Source organism: Luteibacter sp. 1214 (assembly GCF_031455395.1).
In the GTDB taxonomy this organism is placed as follows: Bacteria; Pseudomonadota; Gammaproteobacteria; order Xanthomonadales; family Rhodanobacteraceae; genus Luteibacter; species Luteibacter mycovicinus.
On the sequence record NZ_JAVDSQ010000002.1, the window covers coordinates 201,714 to 224,282 of the forward strand.

Consider the following 22,569-nt stretch of genomic DNA (forward strand, 5'->3'; position numbering starts at 1 on the left):
TGTCCACGCGAATCATCCTCAGTGAGCAGTTTACAATCAGTGTGATTGCACTCGCGGTGACCGTGGTCTAGGCCTGGTCGAGGGTCCCCTGGGATTCCAGAAGCTGAGGGAGGGTAGTATGGGTAGCCGCAACCCTCTCCCTCAGCTAACTCCCCATGCGCTTAGACCCGCTCCGGCGACGCCACTACCTGCACTTGGATGAGCCACCTGCGCGCGGCGCCATCAAAGCTGCCGTGTCGAATCCATCGCGCGTCGCAACCTGGCAGTTCTACCCTTTGATTTCGCACACCGTGGTCACGCATAAGGTGAAGCGAAAGGCCGGCCACTTCCATGTCAAAGAGAAGCGGCGCCCTATCAGCTACGCCTCACATCGGGATGCCGCGCTCTACGCCTACTACGCGGACAAACTGACGACTCATTACGAGCGCCGACTGAAGAAGCTGGGCCTGCAAGAGGTAGTTACAGCCTTCCGCACAGGCGATGGCCGCTGCAACATCCATTTTGCGCAAGAGGCCTTCGCCTGGATTGACCAGCACCGACCATGTGTGGCGCTGGCTTATGACATCAGCGGATTCTTCGACAACCTTGACCATGGGCTCCTGAAGCGGACTTGGTGCGAAGTGCTTGGCACGACATCGTTGCCGCCCGACCACTACGCACTTTATCGGTCGTTGACGCGTTACGCCGCGGTCGACCGCACTGTTCTCTACACCACCTTTGGCATCAGTGTTCACGCGCCGAAGGCGTCGGGTCGCACGCGCGTGTGCACGCCTGAGCAGTTTCGCCAGCGCATTGTGGACATGGGGTGGGTCAACGTGCATCAGGACACTAAGGGAATTCCACAAGGCACGCCCCTGAGCGCGACACTCTCCAACATCTATATGCTTGAGTTCGATAAGCAACTGTCAGCCCAGGTGCAGATTTGGGGCGGTCTGTTCAGGCGCTACTGCGACGATGTGCTATGCGTTGTGCCACCAGAGCACGCCGAAGATGCCAAAGCATTCATCGAGTCCTTAGTGTTGTCCATCAAGCTCGAGGTGCAACCAGAGAAACTCGAAGAGTGTTCATTCGGCGCTTCCGGCGTGGTGACAACGCCAGCGCTACAATATCTCGGGCTCACCTTTGATGGGATGAACATTCGGCTTCGCGCCGGCGGCGTGGCACGCTTCTTTAACCGCATACGCAAAGGGGTCCGACAGGCCGACAAAGCGCGCGCCCGTATTGCCGCGCGGTCGGGCGTCGCCAAGAACTCCATTCCTATCAAGCGCGGTCGTTTGAACCGCTCGTATCTTTTCAGTGGGCCGCGCAACTTTGTCTCTTACGCAGACCGTGCCGAGAACTTGACCAAAAGCCCCCAAATTCGACAGCAGTTGTCCCGGCGCGGCCAGGCCTTAGATGCAGCCATTCAAAAGGCCAACGAAAAAACCTGACGACGGCACCCATGCCGAGCACGACAGCGCCAGCCAACTCTACACGAGCCGCAGAACCGGCGGCTTTCGGACAACAGGCTCTGCCGACGCGCCTCCGGAAACGACCGACAAACGGGTCAGCTGGAAGGTAAGCGCGTTGATGTCCTCAACACTCAGGCATAGGCTCTCTGCGATTTCGCGGCGCCCCTGCTTTCGAGTCGTTAAAAAATCAAACACCTTAGTCAGCAGCTGCGAGGTCTCACGCTCCATCGGCTCAGGCTCGGACGTTCGATACCCTCGTTTGGCAATGTCGATGCACAAGCTGCGGTAGTTCCATTCGCTAACCAGACCCAAGGAGTTGAATCGATAAGCCACTGCTGCCAGCGACACCCCCCAATAGTGCTTGAGCTTCATCAGGTGACCGATGGTATAAGCCGGTGGCTGGTTGGTCTCCACGCTTTCCTTAGGCATGAGAAATGCCGAAGCAAATGCATCAGCCTTCCGCTCCATCTCTGGACCTTGCCCCTCCCCGTGCTGCATGGAATAAACATCACGCACCAAATGACCCAGCTCATGCGCCGCATCGAATCGGCTTCGTTCTGCTGACTTCATTGTATTGAGGAACACAAAAGGCTTCCCCTCGTGCCATGTGCAAAAGGCATCCACTTCGCGAGTCTCCTCAGCGAGCGAAAAAACCCGGATACCCTTGGATTCGAGTAGGTGAACCATATTGGGAATGGGCGCGTTACCCAACCCCCACATGCGTCGCAATGTCGCCGCGGCTGCTTCTGGCTCCAAGTCACTCAAATCCGGCAAGTCAGCTTGAGGCACGCTGAAGCGAGCTTCTATCCAGTCGTTGAGTTTGAAGGCGATGGCACCGGCAGCGAAGGTGCAGGCCTTCATCGCATCACTCATCTTTGAGAGCTTGCGAAAACTGACGGCATGCTCCCGGATTTCCGGCATATCTTCATCCATCAAAAAGAACTGCTGCGGAAACCGCAGCAGGGTAGCTAGATTTGTGAGTGTCTCGTGGTCAGGGGTGGTGGCCCCCGTCTCGTAGTTCTGCACACTACGCGAGGCGACACCCAATTCTTTTGCCAGCTGCGCCTTGGTCAAGCGCCGTCTTACCCTGGCAAATGTGATTTGCTTGGGGTTGATATCAGACATACATGTATGTTCAGAAAGTGCCCGTGATGGGCTCAACGTCCACATTTGCGGGAGGATTAGGCTCGTCCCTGCGAATCGTGAAGTCGCTAGGATTGTTAGAAATGGTGCCCAAGAACAGTCGCTCACCCCAGCGAGTAATTTTCCGCTTGTCGAACGCCGTGGGGAAGGAGAGTTCGAATCGAACCTCCTTACGCACCTTGTCATAGTGATAAAGCAATGCCCACACCTGCGTTGAGGTTCGACTGCCGCGCTTGGCAAGACGGAAGGCTTCATGATTGAACAGCTGGAGCTGCTTGGTGTTTTCCTGCACGAAGTTTTCGGCGACTGCACCCTTCTCCGCTTGGTTGGTAGGGTCTTCAAACCCGTCCTTCCCGGTCTCACTATTCCCCGTCATCACCACGATAGAGATAGCTCGGTCAGGCGAGCTGACGAAGGGACAGTTCTGCTGCTCGTGGAGATGCCACTGGAGCGCTGCCAACAATGTCCGCACATCTTCGACTGTCTTCAGCCACTGCTGAATTCCAGCAGCTGTCGGCGCCGAGGCTCGCGTCGCGTCATTGCGCCCTGCCAACCCACCGGCGATCGCGTTGTGAAACAGGGTCAGGCTTAGGTCCGGATGAAGCTCCCGCAGGCGCGCCTCAACCTTTTCAGGCTCGTCAATGAACGGAGCACGGAGACCATGGACGTGACCAGCAGTCAGCTCAAATTTGCGCACGGCGGGGACCCTCAGCGATTTCCGGAAAGCATACCTCATGTCGAGGTAGAAAAACCGGAAACGTATTCACCCGGGTGTAATCTTCCGCATCATCCAAGCCCCTGCCCGTGGGCACCGAGCCTTGGGGTTCACCGGCGTCCTGCAGCCCGACGCGCGCCCGCGGCAATCTTGGGCTGCGCACCTAGATGCGCGGGGCAGCGCCTTCAACGTAATGGAGCCATACGTCCTTGGGCTGGGACGCTCAGTATTGGTCTAGGCCTAGCCCGAGCTAAGCCTTTGTCGAAAAAGCTGAATATTTGCTCTTAAGACAATTCCTTATTAGACCCTGCCAAGACTGCCCCTGCTTCGTTGTCGGTCGAAAAAACGAAAACGGCGGCGGCGATGGTCAGGGCATAGCTCCAGGCAGAGGGAATTGACCCTCTCATAGCCAAGTTTGTTGTCAAGGTGGGCTAGGAGAACGCACCTCACAGTTCTAAATGAGAATGACTGTGATCAACCCAAGGTGTGACCGTTGGCGCACAAGGGCTCCAGCGGCTGAAAAAAAAGTCTACCGATCGACGCCAAACCGCAGTTGACAGCGCCGCAACCAGGCATAAAAGGGGCGTCCGATTGATTTAGGACGAGAGCAATGCTGGGCGAGATGGGAGTGGAAGCAGCGGCCGGCCAATGCCTGTATCAGGTGGTGGTCCAGGGAGCGCGCTTCTCAGCGACTTGTAGCGACGGGCACCGGATGGTCATGGAACTGCTGGAGCGGTTTCACCTCCTCGACACCCCCCATGGCGACCATGAAGCTGCGCCGCCGGCTGCCCATGCGCGAGTCGCCGAGCTGTTGTCGGTGGACCCGATTGGAGGGGTGTCACGCGAGGCGCGAGCGCCTTCCGCAGCCTCAGAAGCACCCGCGGCTGCTGCGCCGATTCCGCCCGCGGCAGCCGGGCCCGTCCCGAATACTGTGCCCGCTTCCTCGGAGCCCACCCTGTTTAGCGACTTCCGCGCTCTCCACCTCACCAATCTGGCGCGTAACCGAAAGCATCCAAAAGCGTCGGGCTACCTCGAGCGGGTCTACGCACTAAAGTTTGTGGAAGACCTTCTGGGCGACAAACCCATCGACCAGATTACCGTTGACGACGCCAACGTGGTCGCCGATGCCCTGGCGGTGTGGCCGGCGTATCTGCACAACCTTCCCGACTACAAAGATGTGCCAGCTCGGAAGGTGGTGGCCAAAGCTCGCCACGAGAGGCCGCCCGCGCTCAGAAAAGCAACGCAACGCAAACACGTCCTCAGCATCAACGCGTTCTTCAATTGGTGCGTGGAGCTGAAAGCCATTGAGTCCAATCCGTTTCGGGTGATTCAACTCACCCGCTACAGAGAAGCCGTTCCGGAAAACAAGAATCCGTTCTCCCCGCAAGACCTGAAAGCCTTGTTTCACCCCGACCGTCAGCGTCTCCACAACGCGCCACACAAAACATGGATTCCGCTCGTTGCCCTTCTCAGTGGCATGCGCGTGAACGAGATTTCGCAGCTCCATGTGGCGGACATCAAATGCGAAGAGGTGATGGATGACCAAGATAACGTCCACACCATTCATTATTTCGATGTCACGCCGTTCCGGAAAGGTCAGAGCCTCAAAACGGCGTACTCGCACCGGCGCGTCCCGATTCACTCCAAGCTCATTGACGCGGGATTTTTGCGCTACGTCGACGATGTCCGGGACAGCGGTGCGCTGCATCTCTTTCCGGGCCTGCCGTGGAAGGAGGGTGGTCCGGGGCGAGCCATCACCCGCTGGTTCAACCGTAACTTTCTCAGGAAAGAGTGCGGCATCACAGACCGCACAAAGACCTTTCATTGTTTTCGGCACACCCTCACAACTCTGGCTGAGCGGTGCGGCATTCCGAAATCCGTCCGCACGACCATCAACGGCCACTCGAACGGCGCAGGCATCGAGGAAAAGCGCTATATCGCACGCGGCTCGCTGCTCGAATGCAAACAGGCGTTGGAAAAACTGCGCTACCCGGAGTTCGACATCCTGCCTTATGTGCCAGGGCAATACGCTGATTACCTTGCAAGCGCCGACATGCCCAAGGTGCTGCCACGGAAGAAGGCTAGTAGGCCGAAGTCATGAAGACGCCGGAACCGGTGCATGTGCATATACCGGTCGGACTCTCCCTTTGGTCTGGAACAGGGCGACCACCATAATGGTCGGCGCATCATTCGCGTGACCTGCGACACATCTTCCGATAGCGCGTCGACTGTGTTGGCTTTACTTGGAGATCCATCACGGGAGACTTGCGTGATGCGTAGCCGCGCTTGCTGTTCGTATCCCTCCCTGCGACAACCAATCGCGCATCGACCGGGGCGCCGGCAGTGAACGGCCGGAGGCAGCCTCGCGGACGCAATCGCCCCCGAGTTCGCTAACGCTCCGTTGCGCGGTCGTCAGACCCGTTTTCACCAACGCGGCGCGCCGACTCGGCTTTCTTCAAATACCTCTTCCTAATCCGGTCCAGTTCCTTCTCGTCGAGTTGCTCCAAGTCCAGCAACGCTTCGTTGGTGCCGTTCAACGCGTTGATGAGTTCATCCAGCTTGATTTGGAGGGCTTCAGTGTCGCGGTTTTGGCTCGCCTGAATCAGAAACACCATAAGGAAAGTGATGATGGTCGTGCCGGTGTTGATGACCAGCTGCCATGTGTCACCAAATTTGAAAATCGGCCCGCTCAGGGCCCACACGATGACGACCCCTACGGCGAGCGCGAACGTCACCGGTTCGCCAGCGGCTTTGGACACGGCCATGGCCATGCGAGTGAACCAGCTCTGCTTGGAATGTGTCATCGTCATGCCTCGCTAGAATTGGGGCGACGGCGACGACATCGGCGCCACACCCGTAGGGGAACGATGTCTAAACGGTAGGCCCGCGCCTGCGGGGCGCGCGTGAAGACGATTCATCTGACCCAATGCATGGAGGAACCCATGAGCGATATCCTGACCCTTTCCGCCCCATGGTGGACGTTCCTGGTCCGCGGTGCTCTGACCTACCTGGGCTTGGTCGTGTTCATGCGCCTGGCCGGCAAGCGTAGCTTCGGCGAATTATCGGCTTTTGATGTCGTCGTCATTGCCCTGGCCGGTGGCACGCTGCGCACCGCCATCATCGGCGATGACCACGGCGCGCTCGGACCTTTCTTGGGGGTTGCCGGCATCTTGATGACGGATAAGCTCATCGCTTGGGCATCGGCGCGCGCGCCTTGGTTCAATCGGCTGATGGAGGGCTTTCCGACCCTGCTGGTTCAGAATGGCCGTCGCGACCCCGCCGCGCTGCGCAGCCAGAACCTCACCAACGCGGCCTTAGACCGGGCGTTGCACGCAGCGGGTCTTGAGGACGAGCGCGAGGTTGTCATCGGACGGCTGGAGCCCAACGGAAAAATCACTCTGGTGCGGCACTCCTGAACGGGAATCCCGTAACCAGGGGCCGTTCGGTCGACACGTCTGCATCACGGCGTTTGCCGTTACCTTAGCCGTGGACCGGGCCAAAGCGGTGCGCTCGCGACCATGATGTGCGCCGCGGGGCTCGGGTCGTTCATTCCCGTCAGGAGAGAACGCTCATGCCCGAGAAAAAAACCGCAGCGAAAGCCACGCGCGCCAAGCGCCAAGGCAAGTCGGCATCCACGCAAGCTGGCGAATATGTGCACGAGGAAATCAAGCACGTGCGCGAGGGCAAGCACGGTGCGCGGTCGGCCAAGCAGGCCATCGCCATCGGCCTGTCCAAGGCTCGGCGAGCTGGGGTAAAAGCTTCACCCTCGAAGACCGCCAGCAAAGCCACCAAAAAAAAGGCGGCTCAAGACACGAAGGCGGCGAAGAAACGGTCGTCTGGCACCGCTACCAAGAAGTCGGCCACGCGCAAACGTGCCAGCACGAAAGCGCTCAAGCGCGAGGGAAGTGCTGCGGCCTCAACGCGCGCTTTGTCGGCGCATGCCAAAAAGAGTGCAACCAAGCGAACATCGGCCAGTAAGTCAGCGGCGGCTAAGAAAGCTGCCCAGACAAAAGGCGCGACTGGCCGCAAGACTGCTGCCAAGAAAGCCGCGCGCACCCGAGCAAGAAAGGCGTCATAAAAACAAACCTGTAGGCGACTTTTTTGCGTAAGTGCGTTCAGACGCGCCGCGGTCGCGATGATGCGAATCACCGCGTCGTCCGTTAGCCTCTGGATTACTTAGGCATTCCGTTATGGCCAAGGTCGACGTCGAGCCACCGGCCTGTTCGGATGGCTCGGCGGTGACCGAGCGCCTTCGTCCATCGCCGGCATCCTAAGTCCTCCAACGTGTCCACAAGGCAACCACGGCGCCTGTCAACAGCAAACGCTCATGCTGAGCGGTGCCAGGGGAGTGCTCATCGAAGCTAGCCCGCTGCATTAACACGCCAGCTTAACCGGCGAGCGTCCATACTCAGTGTCTCCGGGGGGAGTGCTTCAGGCGCTGGACAATGGAGCCCCGCATGAATGTGCCACGCTCGACAATGCGCTCTACGCCTTTAGCCCCCTAAAACTTGGTGCGGTGACGCGGAAAAGTGGAATGTCCGTGCCCGCCTTTCGGGCCGATGACTTATGAACGGTCACCGACACATCATCGTCGCACACCGCCACCCCTTGGTGGCGGAAGCGCTGGACGTTGCGCTGTCTGGGCAAGGTTATGTGGTTCACTCGGCGGTGACCTACCGCAAGGCGCGGGCGCTTGTCGCGTTACTCAAGTTAGGGTTAGCCGCTGTCATCGCTCACGCCGATATGCCCGACGAGCCTCACGCAGGCACCCTCCTCCGCGCCGTCGAGGTCTTGCATCCCGAGGCTGCATTAGTTGTGATGTCTGGCCCGTTCCAAAATGACATTGGGCCACTTCCAGAAAAAGCCGTCGTATTGCCGGAGCCCTTCGACCGTGAAGCGCTGCTCGATGCTATCGCCGTGGCCTCGGTCACCAGCTGAAACAGTGGCACTAGATGGCATTTGGCGCGAACCCCGACTCTACGGCTCAGCCTTCCAACTCCATCCCGGTTTCCTGGCGGAGCGCCGCGATGAGCCCTGGGCACCTTGGCTCGACCTTCTCCGTGAGGAACGCTTGGACATAGGGCGCCACCCAGTCTTCCGAACCGTGTTCCGGGGTCATTCCCGCCTCCAACGCATCCATGTAATCGGAAGACATCATGTAGTGCCCGCTCAGGCAGAAGGAATATGCCAAGTGCAGAATGATGATGTCGAGTGTGTCGGCGCCCAATTGCTCGATCCATTCGGCGCGGCTCTTCAGATGAACTCGGCCATCGTTTAAAAGGAGGTGGTCAAGGAAGTTATGGTGAGTTTGGTCGTTGCACCGGTCACGCACGGCCGTATAGTGAGGAACGCTCAGCAAAGGGCGGACCGCGTTTAGCTCCTGGGCGGCGTCCACATACTTTCCGATTTCACCTGTTCTGGGAAGCGCCCTCGCTCCGGTGATCCACCTATCGATGCGCTCGACCAGCGGCTTTCCAGGCTGCGCATTCCGCTGGAGATACAGATTGATGTAAGTGCCTATCAGCGCAGCGTCGTAGAGCTTTCGCGCCAGTGCGTAGGCATCGTTGATGTTGCCCAGCGTCACCAGCGCAGCCATACCGCGGAGGGTCGACGCCATGGACCCCATCAGATAAGTGTCCAAGCTCAAGACCGACCGGGTCCCGATGGGCACGAACGACATCACGCCAAAGCTGAGCCCGTCGTAAAACTCGGCGTATTCGCCGAGCTTTGCCACCATCGTTTCGGCCGCCTCGTTCACGCTCATCACCTTCTCTCCCTAGCATCACCGCATCATAGGCGTGTCCGCTTCTCATCGAGGTCGCTGGCGAGCCACCGGGCTGTTCCGGTGACTCGGCGGGGACCCAGCAGCTGTCGCGCGCCGAAACTGCGGATTGGTCTCCGTGTGGGACAACCACGACCCTATCGACCAAAGACCTCCAGCGGGGCACACCACTGGTGGCAATGGCATGTAACAGCCGTCACATCGAAGGGCGCGTCAGACGTGGTGGTTCTGGCTTCAGCGCCAGCACGCCATCGGGCGTGCGCAGTGTGACCGATACACCCGGCTCAGCGGAGGGCCGTGGTGAGGGCGGCAACGCCGCCGTCAGGGGTGCCACGTGCTCAGGAGCAGCCACGCTCAACAGCACCATCCCATACAGCGGCTGCATCCCGTGCACTGCTTCAATCATAGTGGTGAACGTGTCTTGCGCTAGAGCCTGCGCCGCCTCATCCGTGCGAATGCGCGCATCGAACATGGCCACGCGCTGGGCCGCATCTGCTGCGCCACGCTCGAACTGAGACAGTTCGGTGTTGAGCGAGGTGACCCTTTCTTGCAAGCGCACAAGCTGAGCGGGTTGGCGTGACAGGTTCAGCGTTGCCGTGACCCGTAGTCGCCATTCGTGGTCTCGGGTCCACGCCGTCACCGCATCGCGTGCCTCCGCGCGCTGCTGCCGGACGGCGTCGCCTTCGACCAGGAAGGTCGCCCTGGCCATGTCGTCGCGCTGGCGGCGCTCGCGCAGGTCGGCCAAGCGCAAGGCGAGTGCCGCGAGCGTGCGCAAGGCTTTTTCGATGCGCTTAAGCCATTCGACCAGCCGACTTCGCTGCTCCGGGGTCGGCTGCGGCAATTCCGGCTTCGATGCCAGTTCAATGAGGAAGCGGCCGGCCAAGCTCGTCCGACCCGGCAGCGGGGAGACCGGTGGCTGGAACACTATGGGGTCGGCCGGTTCGAGCCATGCTCTGGCATCGGGCGGAGAAGGAGTGCGGGTCTCCGGCACCGGCCGCGCAGGCTCGGCAATCGCTGCGTCGGCGGATACGGAACGAAGAACTGGCGTTGGCGTTGGCGTTGCCATCGGCGTCGGAGCCGGAGCTGGCACCGGCAGGGAAGCGGGAGCTGAGGGGATGGGCGTCGTGGGATTCGTACTCACCGGAGCGACCTCTGGGGCAGACCCATGGCTGGCCGACTCACCGGCCAGCTGCGCGCGCAGCGTATTGCCCTTCGCGGTGACGACGCCTCTGCGCTCCATGGCCGACGCGCTCAATCCGAGCCGCAGTTGGCCGACTTTGTCGAGCCCTAGCCGCTTGTAGCTGAGGTGGGTGAAATCAGGCACCCCGCCAATTTCAGCCACATGCGTGTTCGCGAGCGCCGCCCATTGGGTATTCAACTCGGTGATGACCATGGACGCGGCTTTCTTCTTCGAAAACGCATGCAGCTTTTCGCCGAAGCACCAGCCATCGGAACCATCCTGCCCATCGTCGTCGTCGTGCACGCCGTCAGGATGAAAACTCAGCGCACGTGTCGGGAAATAAATGTGCGCATGGAAGCCTTGTTTTCCAAATGGCTTCGGCTGACCCAAGGCGTCCACGGGAGAATCGCGGTGAAGCCCCACAGACACGATTGTGGCCCAGGTTTCCACAATGTGTTGCCCCATGCTCCGCGCCATCGCTTCCGCCTGTTCGGCGTTTAGCCCGAACGGCACAGGGATGCGAAAGTCATGCGCCACTTGGGAATCTTTTCGCAGTTCTGCGGCTTCCACCGCCTCCCACACTTTCGCAGCATCGGTGGCCCAATCGGGGGCGCCCATGGGCGCGATCGTGAAGGCAGCGATGATTTCTTCGTTCAGGACGCGGCGGCGATAGTCGTGCCAAGTGTCCGTGCGCTTGTCATAAAGCTTGAGACCGAGTCGATACGCGACGCCACCGATGGCCGAGTGGCCCTTGGCGCGACCATGCGTGGTGAGATGAGGGCGGGCATGATTCACAGATTGCTCCTTGCGCTTGAGCCGGGCCGACTTCGGACCGGGCGGGCTTCGTGCCCATGACGTGCGTACGATGCGGAGGGGGCACCGTGCCCGCCCTCTCGGACAGTTAAGCAGGTTGCGCGCAATTGTCAAGGAAACTTGACATGCGCCGCGTCACACGTTGAGGAATCTTTTGCGCCAACGCTCAGCGTTGGCGGCTCTGGACTTTGCGTTTGCTGTGGCTCCGCGGCGAGTTGGGCACCAACTCTGAGACGCGCCGTTGCCGTTTCATGTCGTAAAAAAAGGGGCCGTCCATAGGACGCCCCCTCCGCACAGTTCGCAAGACCGCGCTTTTCGTTTTTGTACGGTTGGGGCCCAGGGGGGATTCGAACCCCCAACCACCGATTTGCGAGAAAGGGACTCTATCCAGTTGAGCTACCGGGCCGAACCGTCTGTGACGTTACGGGATTGTCATTCAGGGAGCAAGCCTTGACCGCGCCACCAACGTGCCCTATCTTGTCCTTGCGAGAAAGGGCACGGCTTCTGCTGTGTGAGCTACCAAAAAGGGGGCCGACTATGTCGGCCCCCTTTTTGGTGTTGCGCATCGTCGAGAGCCGATAAACTGTGGAGCGCGTTGATGTATGAGGCTCGCCATGCTCTTTTCCTGAACCATCGGCCATGTGCAAAGATGGCTCGACGCTCGTGACAAACAACGAGGAATCCTAGGGACTGTAACGCATCAGCGGAACGCCTGGAACGAACTGGCCGAGAGCGGCAAGACGCTCTGCCAGGGTCGGTTCGTCGATATAGAACTTCCCTAACGTTCCCTGCTCGCCTTTGTGGCCCGTGATTCTTCCAATGGTTTGCAGCGGCACTTTGGCGCGCGCCAACCTCGTCGCCAGCGTGTGCCGAAACGCATGCATACCTAGGCCGGCCTCGGTCACCGCGCGCTTCTTCAGATACGCCGAGAATTGTTTGCTCATCTGCTTGCCAAAGCCGCCACCGTCATTGTTCGGAAGCTGCGGGAACAGTCGCGCCTCACCGGCCAATTTGGCTTCTTCGACAAAGCGCAAAAAGCCGGCATCCAGAACCGGCTGTGCGAGCGGCACAAAGCGTCGGGACGCCTTGTTCTTGAGCTTTTGCCCAGCGAAGCGACGATTGATGTGATAGCCCGCGATGCCGTTGATGACCTCGACATCGGCAACATAAAGCTGACTCAGCTCCGTCACGCGTGCACCGGAATATAGCGCCAAGATGGGAACCCAAAAGCGGTGCGGATATTTAGCAGCCCACGCCACATAGGCCGTCGGTTCAAAGATGGCATCCAACTCGTCTTGGGTAAACGCGCGGCCCGTCTCTTCCTCAGCGTCATCTTTGTCTTGACGCACCAAGCCGTGCAGTGGGTTTTCCGTCAGATGTTTGTTCTTCTTCAGCCAATTAAAAAAAGTCGATAGTCGCTGGTGATGCTTATTGAGCGTGGCGACGGCCGGTGGCAGCTCGGCCATGGTTTTCGCTTTCGCAAGCACCTCGCGCACGGCCAGGTTTGCAAATTCAGGCCGCTTGGTTGCGTGACGAGGCCAGTGAGCGACCTCATCGAAGAACTGCCGGCAGTGGTCGCTCGTCAAGTCGGCGGCAGGAATGTCCCCGACAATGCCTCGCAACAGCATCAGGCTGTGTCGGCTTTCCAACACGGTCTTCTTGTCGCGGCCGGCGCGCTCCAAATCTGCAAGATGCGTTGCCGCAAGTGCACTGAGAAGGGCCTCCTTGCGCCGCTCGACCGCCACGGCCTTGGTGCCTTGGCTCGTGCTGGTCGGAGGAGCAGCGGCCATCAACGCGTGGAACTGGCGCTCATCTTCCGGGGTATCGATGCGCACATTGGTCAAATGCGTGCCATTGGGCAACCGCACTCCGCCGATGGTCAGCTGGAACGCGTTCTCCGCGTCCTTGAGCAACTTGTCGATGTCGACCACGCCCCCTCCCTGTCGCATGCTCCTGAATGCGTTGGAGAGTGCCATATCCAGCAGGGCCGCGGCGAGTCGGGCCGTCTCTCCAGGGGCTTGTCGGAGCGGGCGCACGAGAAAGCGGGACCCCACGCGGTCGCGCAGGTCCGTCGGCACGCGGAAACGCACGTAAAGACCAGCGGGTCGGTGGAGGAGAAGTGGCTTTGGCACGGAAAACGATACCTAAAACGATACCTCGGGAGGGCGTTTCAGGTTCGCTGCGTCGGCCGAAAAAGACGTTGCAGAGAAAGCACTTAGCTTCGAAAAAGCCGAAGCTGGAGCGGGTGAAGGGAATCGAACCCTCGTCAGTAGCTTGGGAAGCTACAGCTCTACCATTGAGCTACACCCGCATAGGCCCCGGATGGTAATACGAGATCGCCCACCGGCGAAAGGTGGCGGCTGGCTGAACGCACCGGCCGTCCACCGCGCGACGGGTCAGTCGCAGGCGCATAATCTTGCCGGGGCATCCCTACGAGGGCCGGAACATGCGTCGTGCGCTTTCGCTTTCCATCTTTGCCGGGCTCGCGCTATGCGCAACCGGCGCTACGCTGGCGCAGTCGCGCACGGTATCCACGGCCAATATGCCGAAGCCGGGAGTCAGCTATATCGCCGGCCCCTCGACCCCGGTCCGCAAGGAAACCGTGAGCACGGGCACCCTGCCCCAGCCGGCACGGCTGTACGCGGGCGGTCAGGGCGGCACGGGCGCCTCGTCCAGGCAGGACGGGTATGACAGCGGCAACTCCCCCCCGGACAACGGCAGCTATAACAACGGCGTTTACTACGGCGGCGGTTACGGTGGCGGTTACGGCAACGGTTATGGCTACGGCTACGGCTACGGCCGGGATGACGGCTATGGCCACGGTCGCGGCGGCCGGGACCACGATCACGATCACGGCCAGCCCGGCAACGGCGGTCGCGACCACGACCACGACCGACGCCCACCCGGCAACTCGACCACCGTCGCCCAGTCGCCCGGCTCGGCCCATACCGGCGCCACAGGCCCGGCCATGAACCTCGCCCCGGACCGCAGCGGCCCGCGTGGCCCACGCGACAGCGGCAACGACCGCGGTGAGAACGGCTGGAACGATGGCTTCGGCAGCCGCACCCCCACGCAACCCCGCTCTGGCGTGACCAACCGCGTGACCCAGCCCGGCATCGGCACACCGGTCCGCGGCGGCAATGGGTGGAACGGCCGCTGAGCCCCGTTACAATGGGCGGATGCAGATCACTCTAAACGGCGACGCGCGCGATTGCGCGCCCGGCACCTCGGTTCTTGCGCTGCTCGACGCTGCCGGTTACGGCGGTAAGCGCGTGGCGGTCGAGGTCAACCTCGAGATCGTGCCGCGCAGCGCGCACGCGACGCACGTGCTCGCCGAGGGCGACCGCGTCGAGATCGTCCATGCCATCGGTGGCGGCTGAGCCGCACCCCTCCAGGAAATCGCCCGCATGAACCACTTCTCCCCTGCCGCCGATGACGTCCTGACCGTCGCGGGCCGCACCTTTCACTCGCGGCTGCTCACGGGCACCGGCAAGTACAAGGATTTCGACGAAACGCGTCGCGCCACCGAAGCCGCCGGCGCGCAGATCGTCACCCTCGCCATTCGCCGGGTGAACATCGGTCAGGACGCGAGCCAGCCCAACCTGCTCGACGCGCTGCCGCCGGATCGCTTCACCCTGCTGCCGAATACGGCGGGTTGCTACACGGCCGACGATGCCGTGCGCACCTGTCGCCTCGCGCGCGAACTGCTCGACTGCCACAACCTCGTGAAGCTCGAAGTGCTCGGCGACGAGCGCACGCTCTACCCGGATGTCGTGCAGACGCTGGTCGCCGCCGAGAAGCTCGTGGCCGATGGCTTCGACGTCATGGTCTACACGTCGGACGACCCGATCCTGGCGCGTCGGCTCGAAGAGATCGGCTGCGCCGCGATCATGCCGCTGGCCGCGCCGATCGGCTCGGGTCTGGGCATCCAGAATCGCTACAACCTGCTCGAGATCGTCGAGAACGCGAAGGTCCCGGTGATCGTCGATGCCGGTGTCGGCACCGCGTCCGATGCCGCCATCGCGATGGAGCTCGGCTGCGATGGCGTGCTGATGAACACCGCGATCGCCGGCGCGAAGGATCCGGTCCTGATGGCGCATGCGATGAAGCTCGCGGTCGAAGCGGGCCGCGCGGCGTTCCGCGCCGGTCGTATTCCGCGCAAGCGCTTCGCCTCGGCGTCGAGCCCGGTCGACGGACTGGTGGGCTGAGCATGATCACCGATGACGACAACAACGCCGGCGACGCGCCGTTCCACCGCCGCATCCGCAGCTTCGTGCTGCGGGAAGGCCGGATGACGCCCGCGCAGCAACGCGCGTTCGACAATCACTGGTCGCGCTTCGGCCTCGATTACCACGGCACCGGGCGCGACCTCGACGCCACCTTCGGCCATCGCGCACCGCGCGTGCTGGAGATCGGTTTCGGCAACGGTGAAGCACTGGCCTGGGCCAGCGAGCACGATCAGTCGCGCGATTACATCGGCGTCGAAGTGCACAGTCCGGGTGTCGGCCGCCTGATGAACGCGCTGGCCGCACGCGATGCGCGGAACGTGCGCCTCTACAAGCACGACGCCGTCGAAGTACTCGAAAACGAGATCCCCCCGGCCAGCCTGTCCGAAGTACGCATCTGGTTCCCCGATCCGTGGCATAAGAAGCGCCATAACAAGCGTCGTATCGTGCAGCCGGCGTTCGTCGAATTGCTGGCGTCGCGCATGGCGCCGGGTGGCTTGCTGCATCTGGCCACCGACTGGGAAGCCTACGCCGAGCACATGCGCGAGACGATGGAAGCCGCCGCGGGCTGGCGTAACCGCGTCGGTCCTGGCGAGTCGGCGGAGCGTCCCGCGTGGCGCATCGAGACCCACTTCGAACGCCGCGGCACGCGTCTTGGCCACGGTGTCTGGGATTACCTGTACGAGTGGCAGGGTCGATAACGACAATCCGTTGACCGCGGGCGGCGCATAACGTGGGGATTCGTGTTCACGGAGTAGCCCATGTCCATCGCCAGCCTTGCCGACCTGATCGCCGAAACCCTCGAAGAAGCCGGCGTTCGCCGGATCTACGGTCTGGTGGGCGACAGCCTCAATGCGATCACCGATTCGCTGCGCGAGCGCCAGCGCATCGACTGGGTCCATGTCCGTAACGAAGAAGCCGGCGCGTTTGCCGCCGGCGCGGAAGCGCAGCTCACCGGTGCGCTCGCCGTCTGCGCGGGAAGCTGCGGCCCCGGCAACCTGCATCTGATCAACGGCCTGTTCGACTGCAACCGCTCGCGCACGCCCGTGCTGGCGATCGCCGCGCATATTCCCAGCGCCGAAATCGGCAGCGGTTATTTTCAGGAAACGCATCCGACCGAGCTGTTTCGCGAGTGCAGCGTGTACTGCGAGATGGTTTCCGATGCGTCGCAGATGCCCCATGTGCTGGACTCGGCCATCCGCGCGGCCGTGGGCCAACGCGGCGTGGCCGTGGTGGTGATTCCCGGCGACGTAGCCATGCGCAAGTCGCCGGTGAAGAAGGTGACGCCCGCAGCCGGGCTGCTGCCGCCTTCGCCGAAGGTCATCCCCGCCGAGCGTGAACTGGACGCCCTGGCTGAGCTGCTCAACGCGGGCAAGCGCGTCACCCTGCTCTGCGGCCGCGGCACGGCCGGCGCCCATGACGACCTGATCGCCCTGGCCGATGCGCTGCAGTCGCCGATCGTGCATGCGCTGGGTGGCAAGGAGTATGTGGAATACGACAACCCCTTCGACGTGGGCATGACCGGCCTGATCGGCTTCAGCTCCGGCTACTACGCGATGGAGGACTGCGACACACTGCTGATGCTGGGCACCGATTTTCCGTACCGTCAGTTCTACCCCGAGGACGCGAAGATCGCGCAGGTCGACATCCGCCCCGGCAACATCGGCCGTCGCTGCCGTGTCGAACTCGGCGTGGTCGGCGATGTGGGCGAAACCATCCGCGCCCTGTTGCCGCGGATCGAGCCGAAGCGGCTGCGCGGCCACCTCGACCGCTGCCTCGCCCACTATGCGCGGGCCCGCGACGACCTCGACCAGCTCGCCCGCATCGAACCCGGTCACGACCTCATCCATCCGCAGCAGGTCACCCGCCTCGTCAGCGAGCTGGCCGAGGACGATGCGATCTTTACCTGCGACGTCGGCACGCCCACGGTCTGGGCCGCGCGCTACCTGACGATGAACGGCAAGCGCCGCCTGCTCGGCTCCTTCGTCCATGGCTCCATGGCCAATGCCATGCCGCAGGCGATCGGCGCGCAGGCCTCCCACCCGGGACGGCAGGTGATCTCGCTGTCGGGCGATGGCGGCTTCACGATGCTGATGGGCGACTTCATCACGCTGGCCCAGCAGGGCCTGCCGGTGAAGGTCATCGTGCTCAACAACGGCACCCTGGGCTTCGTCGAGCTGGAGATGAAGGCGGCGGGGCTGCTCGAAACGGGCGTCGAGCTGAAGAATCCGGATTTCGCGGCCATGGCCAACGCGATGGGCATTCATGGACGACGCGTCGCCCGCGCCAGCGACCTGCCCTCGGCCATCGCGGAGGTGCTGTCGCACGACGGCCCCGCATTGCTCGATGTGGTCAGCAACCGGCTCGAGCTGTCGATGCCGCCGAAGATCAGCGGCGAGCAGGTCAAGGGCTTCAGCCTGTACGCGCTGAAGGCGGTGATGAGCGGGCGCGGCGACTCGATCGTCGACCTCGCGCTGAGCAACCTCAGCCGCTGATCGGACCCGTCAGCGCACGCTCCGCACGGGAGCGTGCGCTGGCGCAACCCATTCGTGCGCTTTTCTTCAGCCGGGAGCCACCCCCAGCGCGTATACTCCTGCGGCAACGATAGCCGCCTGGCAAGAGCATGCCACCGCACGTCTCCAACGACCGGATCGGAACCGCCGGCCAGTGGCACTGACCCTCACTCCTGAAATGATCCTCGTGCTGGGCCTGGTGGGCTTCACCATGCTCATGCTCGTTCTGGAGTGGATCCGGGCCGACATGGTCGCCCTGCTCGTCGTGGTCACGATCGGCCTCACCGGCCTGATCCCCGGCGACCAGGTCTTCAACGGCTTTGCCGGTAACGCGGTGATCGCCATCATCGCGATCATGATCATGGGGGCCGGCCTCGACCGCGCCGGCGTGCTCAACCTCACCGCGGCCTTCGTCATGCGCATGGCGCGCGGTGTCGAGTCCCGCCTCGGCGTCGTGATCAACAGCGTCACCAGCCTGTTCAGCGCCGTGATCCCCAGCCAGGCCCTGGCAGCCCTGATGATTCCCGTGACCAGCCGCCTCTCCGCGCGTACCGGCGTGCCGATGTCGCGTCTGCTGCTGCCGATGGCCTTCTGCATCCTGACGGCCACCAACACCACGCTGATCGCCAACTCGCCGCTGATCGTGCTGAACGACCTGATCGCCAGCGCCAACAGCAACCTGCCGCCTGGCGCGCACACGATCCCCCGATTCGGCCTGTTCAGCGTCACCCCCGTGGGCCTCGTGCTGGCCCTGGTCGGCGTGCTGTTCTTCTATTTCTTCACCCGCAAGCTGCTGCCCGAGCGCGAAGACGAGCGCCTGAAAGTCACCCCCGGCCGCACCGAGAGCTACTTCGCCGATACCTACGGCATCGCCGGCGAGACCGCCGAGCTTACGGTCACGGCGGAGAGCCCGCTGGTCGGCATGAGCATCGGTGAGGCGGAGCAGCTGCACGGTGCCCCGCTGATCCTGGCGATCAAGAACGGCAACGAGAGCCGCGTCGCCCCCCCATCGGACCAGATGATCTGGGTCGGTACGGTGCTCGGCGTGCTCGCGCCAAAGGACGCCATCCAGGCATTCGCCAATAACCAGCTGTGTCGCGTCTCCATGCGCATGCGCCAGCTGGGCGAACAGTTCAACACCACGCGTGCGGGTATTTCCGAGGCCGTCGTGCCGCCCGGCTCGCGCTTCATCAAGCAGACCGTGGGCGATCTGCGCCTGCGCAAGCGCTTCGGCATCTCCGTGCTGGCGGTCAACCGTGGCGACGAGGTGTACCGCGAGGACGTGCGCGCGGTCAGCCTGCGCGCCGGTGACACCCTCGTGCTGCACAGCAAGTGGCGCGACCTGATGCTGGCCGAGGAAGACCGCGACTTCGTCGTGGTCACCGACATCCCCAAGGAAGAGCAGCGCCCCGGCAAGATCTGGCAGGCGGTGGGTTTCTTCGTGCTGGCCAAGTGCCTGGCCCTGTTCACCCACCTCGACCTGTCGGTGGCGATGATGACCGGCGCGGTCGGCATGCTGCTCACCGGCGTGCTGAACATGGACGAGGCCTACAAGGCCATCAACTGGAAGACGATCTTCGTTACCGCCTGCCTGATTCCCCTCGGCTGGTCGATGGATTCCACCGGTACCGCGTCGTGGTTGGCGCAGGAAGTCCTGGCGATCATGGGCGGGGCGCCGCAATGGACGCTGCAGTTGTGCATCGCGGTGCTGACGCTGATGTTCTCTCAGGTCATGTCGAACGTGGGCGCCACCGTGATGATGGTGCCGCTGGCGATCAGCGTGGCGGTGAGCACGGGGGGAAATCCTTCGGCTTACGCGTTGATCGTCGCCGTGTCGTCGTCCAATACGTTCCTGCTGCCTTCGGGGCATCCGGCGTTGATGATGGTCGCGGGGCCGGGCGGTTATCGTTCGAAGGACTTTTTGCGAGTCGGGCTGCCGCTGACGTTCCTGGTTCTGGCGATTACGCTGGTGGTCGTCAACCTGATGTATCGCTGAGCGACGCACCGCGATTACGGCATTTCTCAGGCCAGTCGGACTTCCCCGTCGACGACCGACACCGGCACCGCACGCAGGCGATCTCCCCGACATGGCCCGTTGGTGCAGTCACCACTCTCCGCCGTAAACGTCGCCCCATGCGCCGCGCAGATGATCGTGCCATTGCGCACCAGGAACTTGCCCGGCGCATAGTCCAGCCGCCGACCCGCATGAGGACAGACGTTGAGGTAGGCGCGGGCCTCCTCCCCCGAGCGGTAGATCAGCAGGGACTCGACCTCGCCCTGGATGACGGCCTCGGTTTCGACGGCGTTGCCATCGGGAATGTCCGCCAGCAGGCAGAGGGGAGCGGTGTCGGCGGTAGGAGTCATGGCACTTGTCTGTGGGGATGGGTTGCCCCAAGGTAAAGGGGAACCACGCATGTCATTGTGCCACACGGATTTTTAACCAATGCGCTTCGTCCTTCCGCCCATCCGCCGCTCTCGCAACCCGCTGGTCCGCGCCCTGTCCGTCGTGGCCGGTCTGGCCGTGCTCGGGGTGCTGCTCGTGTTCGGTGTGGTCGTCCTTGGCGTGCTGCTGGCCGGCGGCCTGGTGTTCCTGGCGGTCCGCCAGTGGAAGCTGGCCCGTGGCGGCGTCCGCCCGGCGCCGCGTCCGGCCGCGGCGCGCGCCACGCACGATCCGAACGTGCTCGAAGGCGAGTTCGTCGTGATCCGTCAGGGCGATCCGGTTCACCACTGAGCCACTGCGCAAGAAACGGATGGTGACGGTCGTCGCGTCCGCCTACGCTGGCCTTCAACGACAGGAGGCCCCGATGAAAGCCCAGGTCCAGACCATCCGCCCCGCCGCCGACGATCCGCTCGACCGTGTCCGGGCCGCGCTGGAGCGAGATGACGCGCCCAGCGATCTGGCCAGTCTGGCCACGATCGCCGGGCTCAGCCCCACGCATCTGCAACGCGCCTTCCGGCGCCGGTTTGGCGTCAGCCCGGCCGAGTACGCCCGTGCCCGCCGTTTCGGCCAGCTCCGCGATGCGCTTCGCGAAGGATCGGCCGTGACCGATGCGGTCTATCAGGCCGGTTTCGGCTCGGGCAGCCGCGTCTACGAGGAAAGCGACCGCCGGCTCGGCATGACCCCGGCGAGCTACCGGGCCGGCGGTGCGGGCGCCTCCATTCGCTACACCACGACGGGTACCCCGCTCGGCCGGCTGCTCGTCGCCACCACGGCGAAGGGCATCTGCGCCGTGACGCTCGGTGCCGACGATGAGGCGCTGGAAACGCGACTGGCCGGAGAATTCCCGCTCGCCGACCGGGAACGCGTCGACGAGGGACGCGACGAATGGCTGGACGCCGTGATCGGCCGGGTCACCCGCGAGCTGGGCTGGGAAAGGGGCGCCGCCCCCGACATGCCGCCACTCGATATCGCCGCGACCGCCTTTCAGTGGCGCGTCTGGGAAGCGCTGACCCGGATACCGCTCGGCGAGACCCTCAGCTACGGCGAGCTCGCCGCCAGACTTGGCGTGCCGAAGGCGGCACGTGCGATCGGACGCGCCTGCGGCAGCAACAAGCTGGCGCTGCTGGTGCCCTGCCATCGCATCATCCGCGAAGACGGCAGCCTCGGCGGGTGGCGCTGGGGAATGGAGATCAAGCAGCAGTTGCTCGCCACCGAACGTGCCATGAGCGCCGCTCAAGGCTGACCCTCGAAGGTTTCGCTACCAAGGCCACGACGGCGGCGATATCGTTCGTGATTCGCGCCGCATCTTGCGACGCGTGCCTGCCCCCGGGTTCCCCATGTCCGACGCCGTGTGTACCGAAAAAAAAGTCCCCGCCACCACGCTGGCCGCCGCGCGCTGGCTGGTGCCGCTGTCGCTGATGTCGATGTACCTGATCTGGGGTTCCACCTATCTGGGCATCCGCTATGCGCTGGTCAGCTATCCGCCGTTCCTGATGGCGGCGATCCGTTTCGCCATCGCCGGCGTGCTGATGTTCACCGTCCTGCGCGTGCGCGGTGTCGCCTTGCCGACCCCGCGACAGTGGCGGAACGCCGCCATCGTCGGCACGCTGTTGCTCGCCGGCGGCAACGGGCTGGTCTGTTTCGCCGAACAGTCGGTCAGCTCGGGCATCGCCGCCGTCGCGGTGGCCAGCATGCCGCTGTTCGCCGCGGTCTTCGGCGGCCTCTATCGTGAATGGCCCACGCGCGGCGAAACCGTCGGTCTGCTGCTGGGCTTTGTCGGCGTGGTCGTGCTCAACCTGGGCGCCGGGTTGTCGGGCTCGCCGATCGGCGCGATCGCGTTGATCTGCGCCGCCATGGCCTGGGCCTTCGGCTCGGTGTGGTCCAAGCGTCAGGACATGCCGGCCGGCCCCATGAACACCGCCGCGCAGATGCTCTGTGCCAGCGTCTCGCTGGCGATCATCGCGATGCTGCATGGCGAGCGCTTCCCCGCGCACCCGCAGCTGGGCGCCACCCTCGCGCTGGGTTACCTGATCGTGTTCGGTTCGATCATCGCCTTTAGCGCGTATCTCTACGTACTCAAGACCGTTCGTCCCGCCCTTGCCACCAGCTATGCCTACGTGAATCCGCCCGTGGCGGTGCTGTTCGGCGTCGCCATCGCCGGTGAGCACGTGGGCACGTTCGACCTGGCGGGCATGGCGATCATCCTCGTCGGTGTCGGCATCATCACCATGATGCGGACCCGCAAGGCCTGAGACGCCCCGGCAAGTGTGACGCAGGTCTCGTCCCTGGCCTGCGCGCCGATTTTT

21 protein-coding genes, 2 tRNA genes and 1 pseudogene are annotated in these 22,569 nt (G+C 63.0%); 14 read left to right on the forward strand and 10 right to left on the reverse strand.

Going from position 1 to position 22,569, the window contains the following annotated elements:
- Positions 1 to 155 precede the first annotated feature (155 nt).
- Positions 156 to 1,430 carry an antiviral reverse transcriptase Drt2 gene (drt2, locus tag J2X57_RS05500; protein ID WP_309864751.1) on the forward strand — a complete coding sequence of 425 codons (1,275 nt, stop codon included), beginning with the start codon at positions 156 to 158 and terminating at the stop codon, positions 1,428 to 1,430.
- Between the two features lie 39 nt (positions 1,431 to 1,469).
- On the opposite strand, the gene J2X57_RS05505 is transcribed toward drt2, so the two are convergent.
- Positions 1,470 to 2,576 carry an ImmA/IrrE family metallo-endopeptidase gene (locus tag J2X57_RS05505; protein ID WP_309864753.1) on the reverse strand — a complete coding sequence of 369 codons (1,107 nt, stop codon included), beginning with the start codon at positions 2,574 to 2,576 and terminating at the stop codon, positions 1,470 to 1,472.
- 10 nt (positions 2,577 to 2,586) lie between these two features.
- Complete coding sequence (locus J2X57_RS05510) at positions 2,587 to 3,291, reverse strand: hypothetical protein (protein WP_309864755.1); 705 nt, start codon at positions 3,289 to 3,291, stop codon at positions 2,587 to 2,589.
- A 628-nt stretch (positions 3,292 to 3,919) separates the two neighbouring features.
- On the opposite strand from J2X57_RS05510, the gene J2X57_RS05515 reads away from it, so the two are divergent.
- Positions 3,920 to 5,410: a site-specific integrase gene (locus tag J2X57_RS05515; protein ID WP_309864757.1), complete on the forward strand. Its 1,491-nt coding sequence runs from the start codon at positions 3,920 to 3,922 to the stop codon at positions 5,408 to 5,410.
- 289 nt (positions 5,411 to 5,699) lie between these two features.
- Here the strand turns inward: J2X57_RS05515 and J2X57_RS05520 are convergent, their stop codons facing one another.
- On the reverse strand, positions 5,700 to 6,113 hold the full coding sequence (locus J2X57_RS05520) for a low affinity iron permease family protein (protein ID WP_309864759.1): 414 nt from the start codon (positions 6,111 to 6,113) through the stop codon (positions 5,700 to 5,702).
- Positions 6,114 to 6,251: 138 nt separating this feature from the next.
- Here J2X57_RS05520 and J2X57_RS05525 point away from each other — a divergent pair, with 138 nt between their 5' ends.
- The 3 genes from J2X57_RS05525 (at position 6,252) to J2X57_RS05535 (ending at position 8,247) form a co-directional block, all read left to right on the forward strand.
- The gene (locus J2X57_RS05525) at positions 6,252 to 6,725 is read left to right on the forward strand and encodes a YetF domain-containing protein (RefSeq protein ID WP_309864761.1); all 474 of its coding nucleotides are present in this window, start codon (positions 6,252 to 6,254) and stop codon (positions 6,723 to 6,725) included.
- Positions 6,726 to 6,880: 155 nt separating this feature from the next.
- Positions 6,881 to 7,387 (forward strand): DUF6496 domain-containing protein, encoded by a 507-nt coding sequence (locus J2X57_RS05530; protein ID WP_309864763.1) that lies wholly within the window; start codon positions 6,881 to 6,883, stop codon positions 7,385 to 7,387.
- A 488-nt stretch (positions 7,388 to 7,875) separates the two neighbouring features.
- Positions 7,876 to 8,247, forward strand: coding sequence for a hypothetical protein (locus tag J2X57_RS05535; protein ID WP_309864765.1), 372 nt, complete (start codon positions 7,876 to 7,878; stop codon positions 8,245 to 8,247).
- A gap of 46 nt (positions 8,248 to 8,293) precedes the next feature.
- Here J2X57_RS05535 and J2X57_RS05540 read toward each other — a convergent pair whose 3' ends face one another.
- The 6 genes and pseudogenes from J2X57_RS05540 to J2X57_RS05565 all read right to left on the reverse strand — a co-directional run bounded on the left by J2X57_RS05540 (position 8,294) and on the right by J2X57_RS05565 (position 13,395).
- Positions 8,294 to 9,073 (reverse strand): hypothetical protein, encoded by a 780-nt coding sequence (locus J2X57_RS05540; RefSeq protein ID WP_309864767.1) that lies wholly within the window; start codon positions 9,071 to 9,073, stop codon positions 8,294 to 8,296.
- A 214-nt stretch (positions 9,074 to 9,287) separates the two neighbouring features.
- Entirely contained in the window at positions 9,288 to 11,066 is a 1,779-nt protein-coding gene (locus J2X57_RS05545; protein ID WP_309864770.1) for a MobA/MobL family protein, read from the reverse strand.
- Between the two features lie 350 nt (positions 11,067 to 11,416).
- Positions 11,417 to 11,490: transfer RNA gene (locus J2X57_RS05550), tRNA-Ala, on the reverse strand.
- Between the two features lie 277 nt (positions 11,491 to 11,767).
- Positions 11,768 to 13,015: a site-specific integrase gene (locus J2X57_RS05555; protein ID WP_309865707.1), complete on the reverse strand. Its 1,248-nt coding sequence runs from the start codon at positions 13,013 to 13,015 to the stop codon at positions 11,768 to 11,770.
- 21 nt (positions 13,016 to 13,036) lie between these two features.
- Positions 13,037 to 13,216 (reverse strand): annotated as a pseudogene (locus J2X57_RS05560) (DUF6538 domain-containing protein); the annotation flags it as partial.
- 105 nt (positions 13,217 to 13,321) lie between these two features.
- Positions 13,322 to 13,395: transfer RNA gene (locus J2X57_RS05565), tRNA-Gly, on the reverse strand.
- Between the two features lie 135 nt (positions 13,396 to 13,530).
- Between J2X57_RS05565 and J2X57_RS05570 the strand changes: the two genes are divergently transcribed.
- The 6 genes from J2X57_RS05570 to J2X57_RS05595 all read left to right on the forward strand — a co-directional run bounded on the left by J2X57_RS05570 (position 13,531) and on the right by J2X57_RS05595 (position 19,819).
- Positions 13,531 to 14,244: a hypothetical protein gene (locus tag J2X57_RS05570; RefSeq protein ID WP_309864772.1), complete on the forward strand. Its 714-nt coding sequence runs from the start codon at positions 13,531 to 13,533 to the stop codon at positions 14,242 to 14,244.
- 19 nt (positions 14,245 to 14,263) lie between these two features.
- Positions 14,264 to 14,464 (forward strand): sulfur carrier protein ThiS, encoded by a 201-nt coding sequence (gene thiS / locus J2X57_RS05575; RefSeq protein WP_036110239.1) that lies wholly within the window; start codon positions 14,264 to 14,266, stop codon positions 14,462 to 14,464.
- A gap of 27 nt (positions 14,465 to 14,491) precedes the next feature.
- Positions 14,492 to 15,292 carry a thiazole synthase gene (locus J2X57_RS05580; protein ID WP_309864776.1) on the forward strand — a complete coding sequence of 267 codons (801 nt, stop codon included), beginning with the start codon at positions 14,492 to 14,494 and terminating at the stop codon, positions 15,290 to 15,292.
- 2 nt (positions 15,293 to 15,294) lie between these two features.
- Entirely contained in the window at positions 15,295 to 16,011 is a 717-nt protein-coding gene (gene trmB / locus J2X57_RS05585) for a tRNA (guanosine(46)-N7)-methyltransferase TrmB (RefSeq protein ID WP_309864777.1), read from the forward strand.
- A gap of 60 nt (positions 16,012 to 16,071) precedes the next feature.
- Positions 16,072 to 17,805 carry a ubiquinone-dependent pyruvate dehydrogenase gene (gene poxB / locus J2X57_RS05590; protein ID WP_081907356.1) on the forward strand — a complete coding sequence of 578 codons (1,734 nt, stop codon included), beginning with the start codon at positions 16,072 to 16,074 and terminating at the stop codon, positions 17,803 to 17,805.
- Between the two features lie 196 nt (positions 17,806 to 18,001).
- Positions 18,002 to 19,819: an SLC13 family permease gene (locus tag J2X57_RS05595; RefSeq protein WP_036110230.1), complete on the forward strand. Its 1,818-nt coding sequence runs from the start codon at positions 18,002 to 18,004 to the stop codon at positions 19,817 to 19,819.
- A gap of 26 nt (positions 19,820 to 19,845) precedes the next feature.
- Here J2X57_RS05595 and J2X57_RS05600 read toward each other — a convergent pair whose 3' ends face one another.
- Entirely contained in the window at positions 19,846 to 20,187 is a 342-nt protein-coding gene (locus J2X57_RS05600; protein ID WP_036110227.1) for a Rieske 2Fe-2S domain-containing protein, read from the reverse strand.
- A gap of 79 nt (positions 20,188 to 20,266) precedes the next feature.
- Here J2X57_RS05600 and J2X57_RS05605 point away from each other — a divergent pair, with 79 nt between their 5' ends.
- The 3 genes from J2X57_RS05605 (at position 20,267) to yedA (ending at position 22,515) form a co-directional block, all read left to right on the forward strand.
- On the forward strand, positions 20,267 to 20,554 hold the full coding sequence (locus J2X57_RS05605; RefSeq protein WP_036110224.1) for a hypothetical protein: 288 nt from the start codon (positions 20,267 to 20,269) through the stop codon (positions 20,552 to 20,554).
- A gap of 73 nt (positions 20,555 to 20,627) precedes the next feature.
- Entirely contained in the window at positions 20,628 to 21,506 is an 879-nt protein-coding gene (locus J2X57_RS05610; protein ID WP_043696033.1) for a methylated-DNA--[protein]-cysteine S-methyltransferase, read from the forward strand.
- 94 nt (positions 21,507 to 21,600) lie between these two features.
- Complete coding sequence (yedA, locus tag J2X57_RS05615) at positions 21,601 to 22,515, forward strand: drug/metabolite exporter YedA (protein ID WP_090352749.1); 915 nt, start codon at positions 21,601 to 21,603, stop codon at positions 22,513 to 22,515.
- Positions 22,516 to 22,569 lie beyond the last annotated feature (54 nt).

What these genes read in the sequence shown, in the direction of transcription:
- J2X57_RS05505 (WP_309864753.1), bottom strand. Translation starts at nt 2,576, where the DNA reads ATGTCTGATATCAACCCCAAGCAAATCACATTTGCCAGGGTAAGACGG.
- J2X57_RS05605 (WP_036110224.1), top strand. Translation starts at nt 20,267, where the DNA reads ATGCGCTTCGTCCTTCCGCCCATCCGCCGCTCTCGCAACCCGCTGGTC.
- J2X57_RS05570 (WP_309864772.1), top strand. Translation starts at nt 13,531, where the DNA reads ATGCGTCGTGCGCTTTCGCTTTCCATCTTTGCCGGGCTCGCGCTATGC.
- drt2 (WP_309864751.1), top strand. Translation starts at nt 156, where the DNA reads ATGCGCTTAGACCCGCTCCGGCGACGCCACTACCTGCACTTGGATGAG.
- yedA (WP_090352749.1), top strand. Translation starts at nt 21,601, where the DNA reads ATGTCCGACGCCGTGTGTACCGAAAAAAAAGTCCCCGCCACCACGCTG.
- J2X57_RS05580 (WP_309864776.1), top strand. Translation starts at nt 14,492, where the DNA reads ATGAACCACTTCTCCCCTGCCGCCGATGACGTCCTGACCGTCGCGGGC.
- J2X57_RS05540 (WP_309864767.1), bottom strand. Translation starts at nt 9,073, where the DNA reads ATGAGCGTGAACGAGGCGGCCGAAACGATGGTGGCAAAGCTCGGCGAA.
- J2X57_RS05530 (WP_309864763.1), top strand. Translation starts at nt 6,881, where the DNA reads ATGCCCGAGAAAAAAACCGCAGCGAAAGCCACGCGCGCCAAGCGCCAA.
- poxB (WP_081907356.1), top strand. Translation starts at nt 16,072, where the DNA reads ATGTCCATCGCCAGCCTTGCCGACCTGATCGCCGAAACCCTCGAAGAA.
- J2X57_RS05600 (WP_036110227.1), bottom strand. Translation starts at nt 20,187, where the DNA reads ATGACTCCTACCGCCGACACCGCTCCCCTCTGCCTGCTGGCGGACATT.
- J2X57_RS05525 (WP_309864761.1), top strand. Translation starts at nt 6,252, where the DNA reads ATGAGCGATATCCTGACCCTTTCCGCCCCATGGTGGACGTTCCTGGTC.
- thiS (WP_036110239.1), top strand. Translation starts at nt 14,264, where the DNA reads ATGCAGATCACTCTAAACGGCGACGCGCGCGATTGCGCGCCCGGCACC.
- J2X57_RS05610 (WP_043696033.1), top strand. Translation starts at nt 20,628, where the DNA reads ATGAAAGCCCAGGTCCAGACCATCCGCCCCGCCGCCGACGATCCGCTC.
- J2X57_RS05595 (WP_036110230.1), top strand. Translation starts at nt 18,002, where the DNA reads ATGATCCTCGTGCTGGGCCTGGTGGGCTTCACCATGCTCATGCTCGTT.
- J2X57_RS05535 (WP_309864765.1), top strand. Translation starts at nt 7,876, where the DNA reads ATGAACGGTCACCGACACATCATCGTCGCACACCGCCACCCCTTGGTG.
- trmB (WP_309864777.1), top strand. Translation starts at nt 15,295, where the DNA reads ATGATCACCGATGACGACAACAACGCCGGCGACGCGCCGTTCCACCGC.
- J2X57_RS05515 (WP_309864757.1), top strand. Translation starts at nt 3,920, where the DNA reads ATGCTGGGCGAGATGGGAGTGGAAGCAGCGGCCGGCCAATGCCTGTAT.
- J2X57_RS05520 (WP_309864759.1), bottom strand. Translation starts at nt 6,113, where the DNA reads ATGACACATTCCAAGCAGAGCTGGTTCACTCGCATGGCCATGGCCGTG.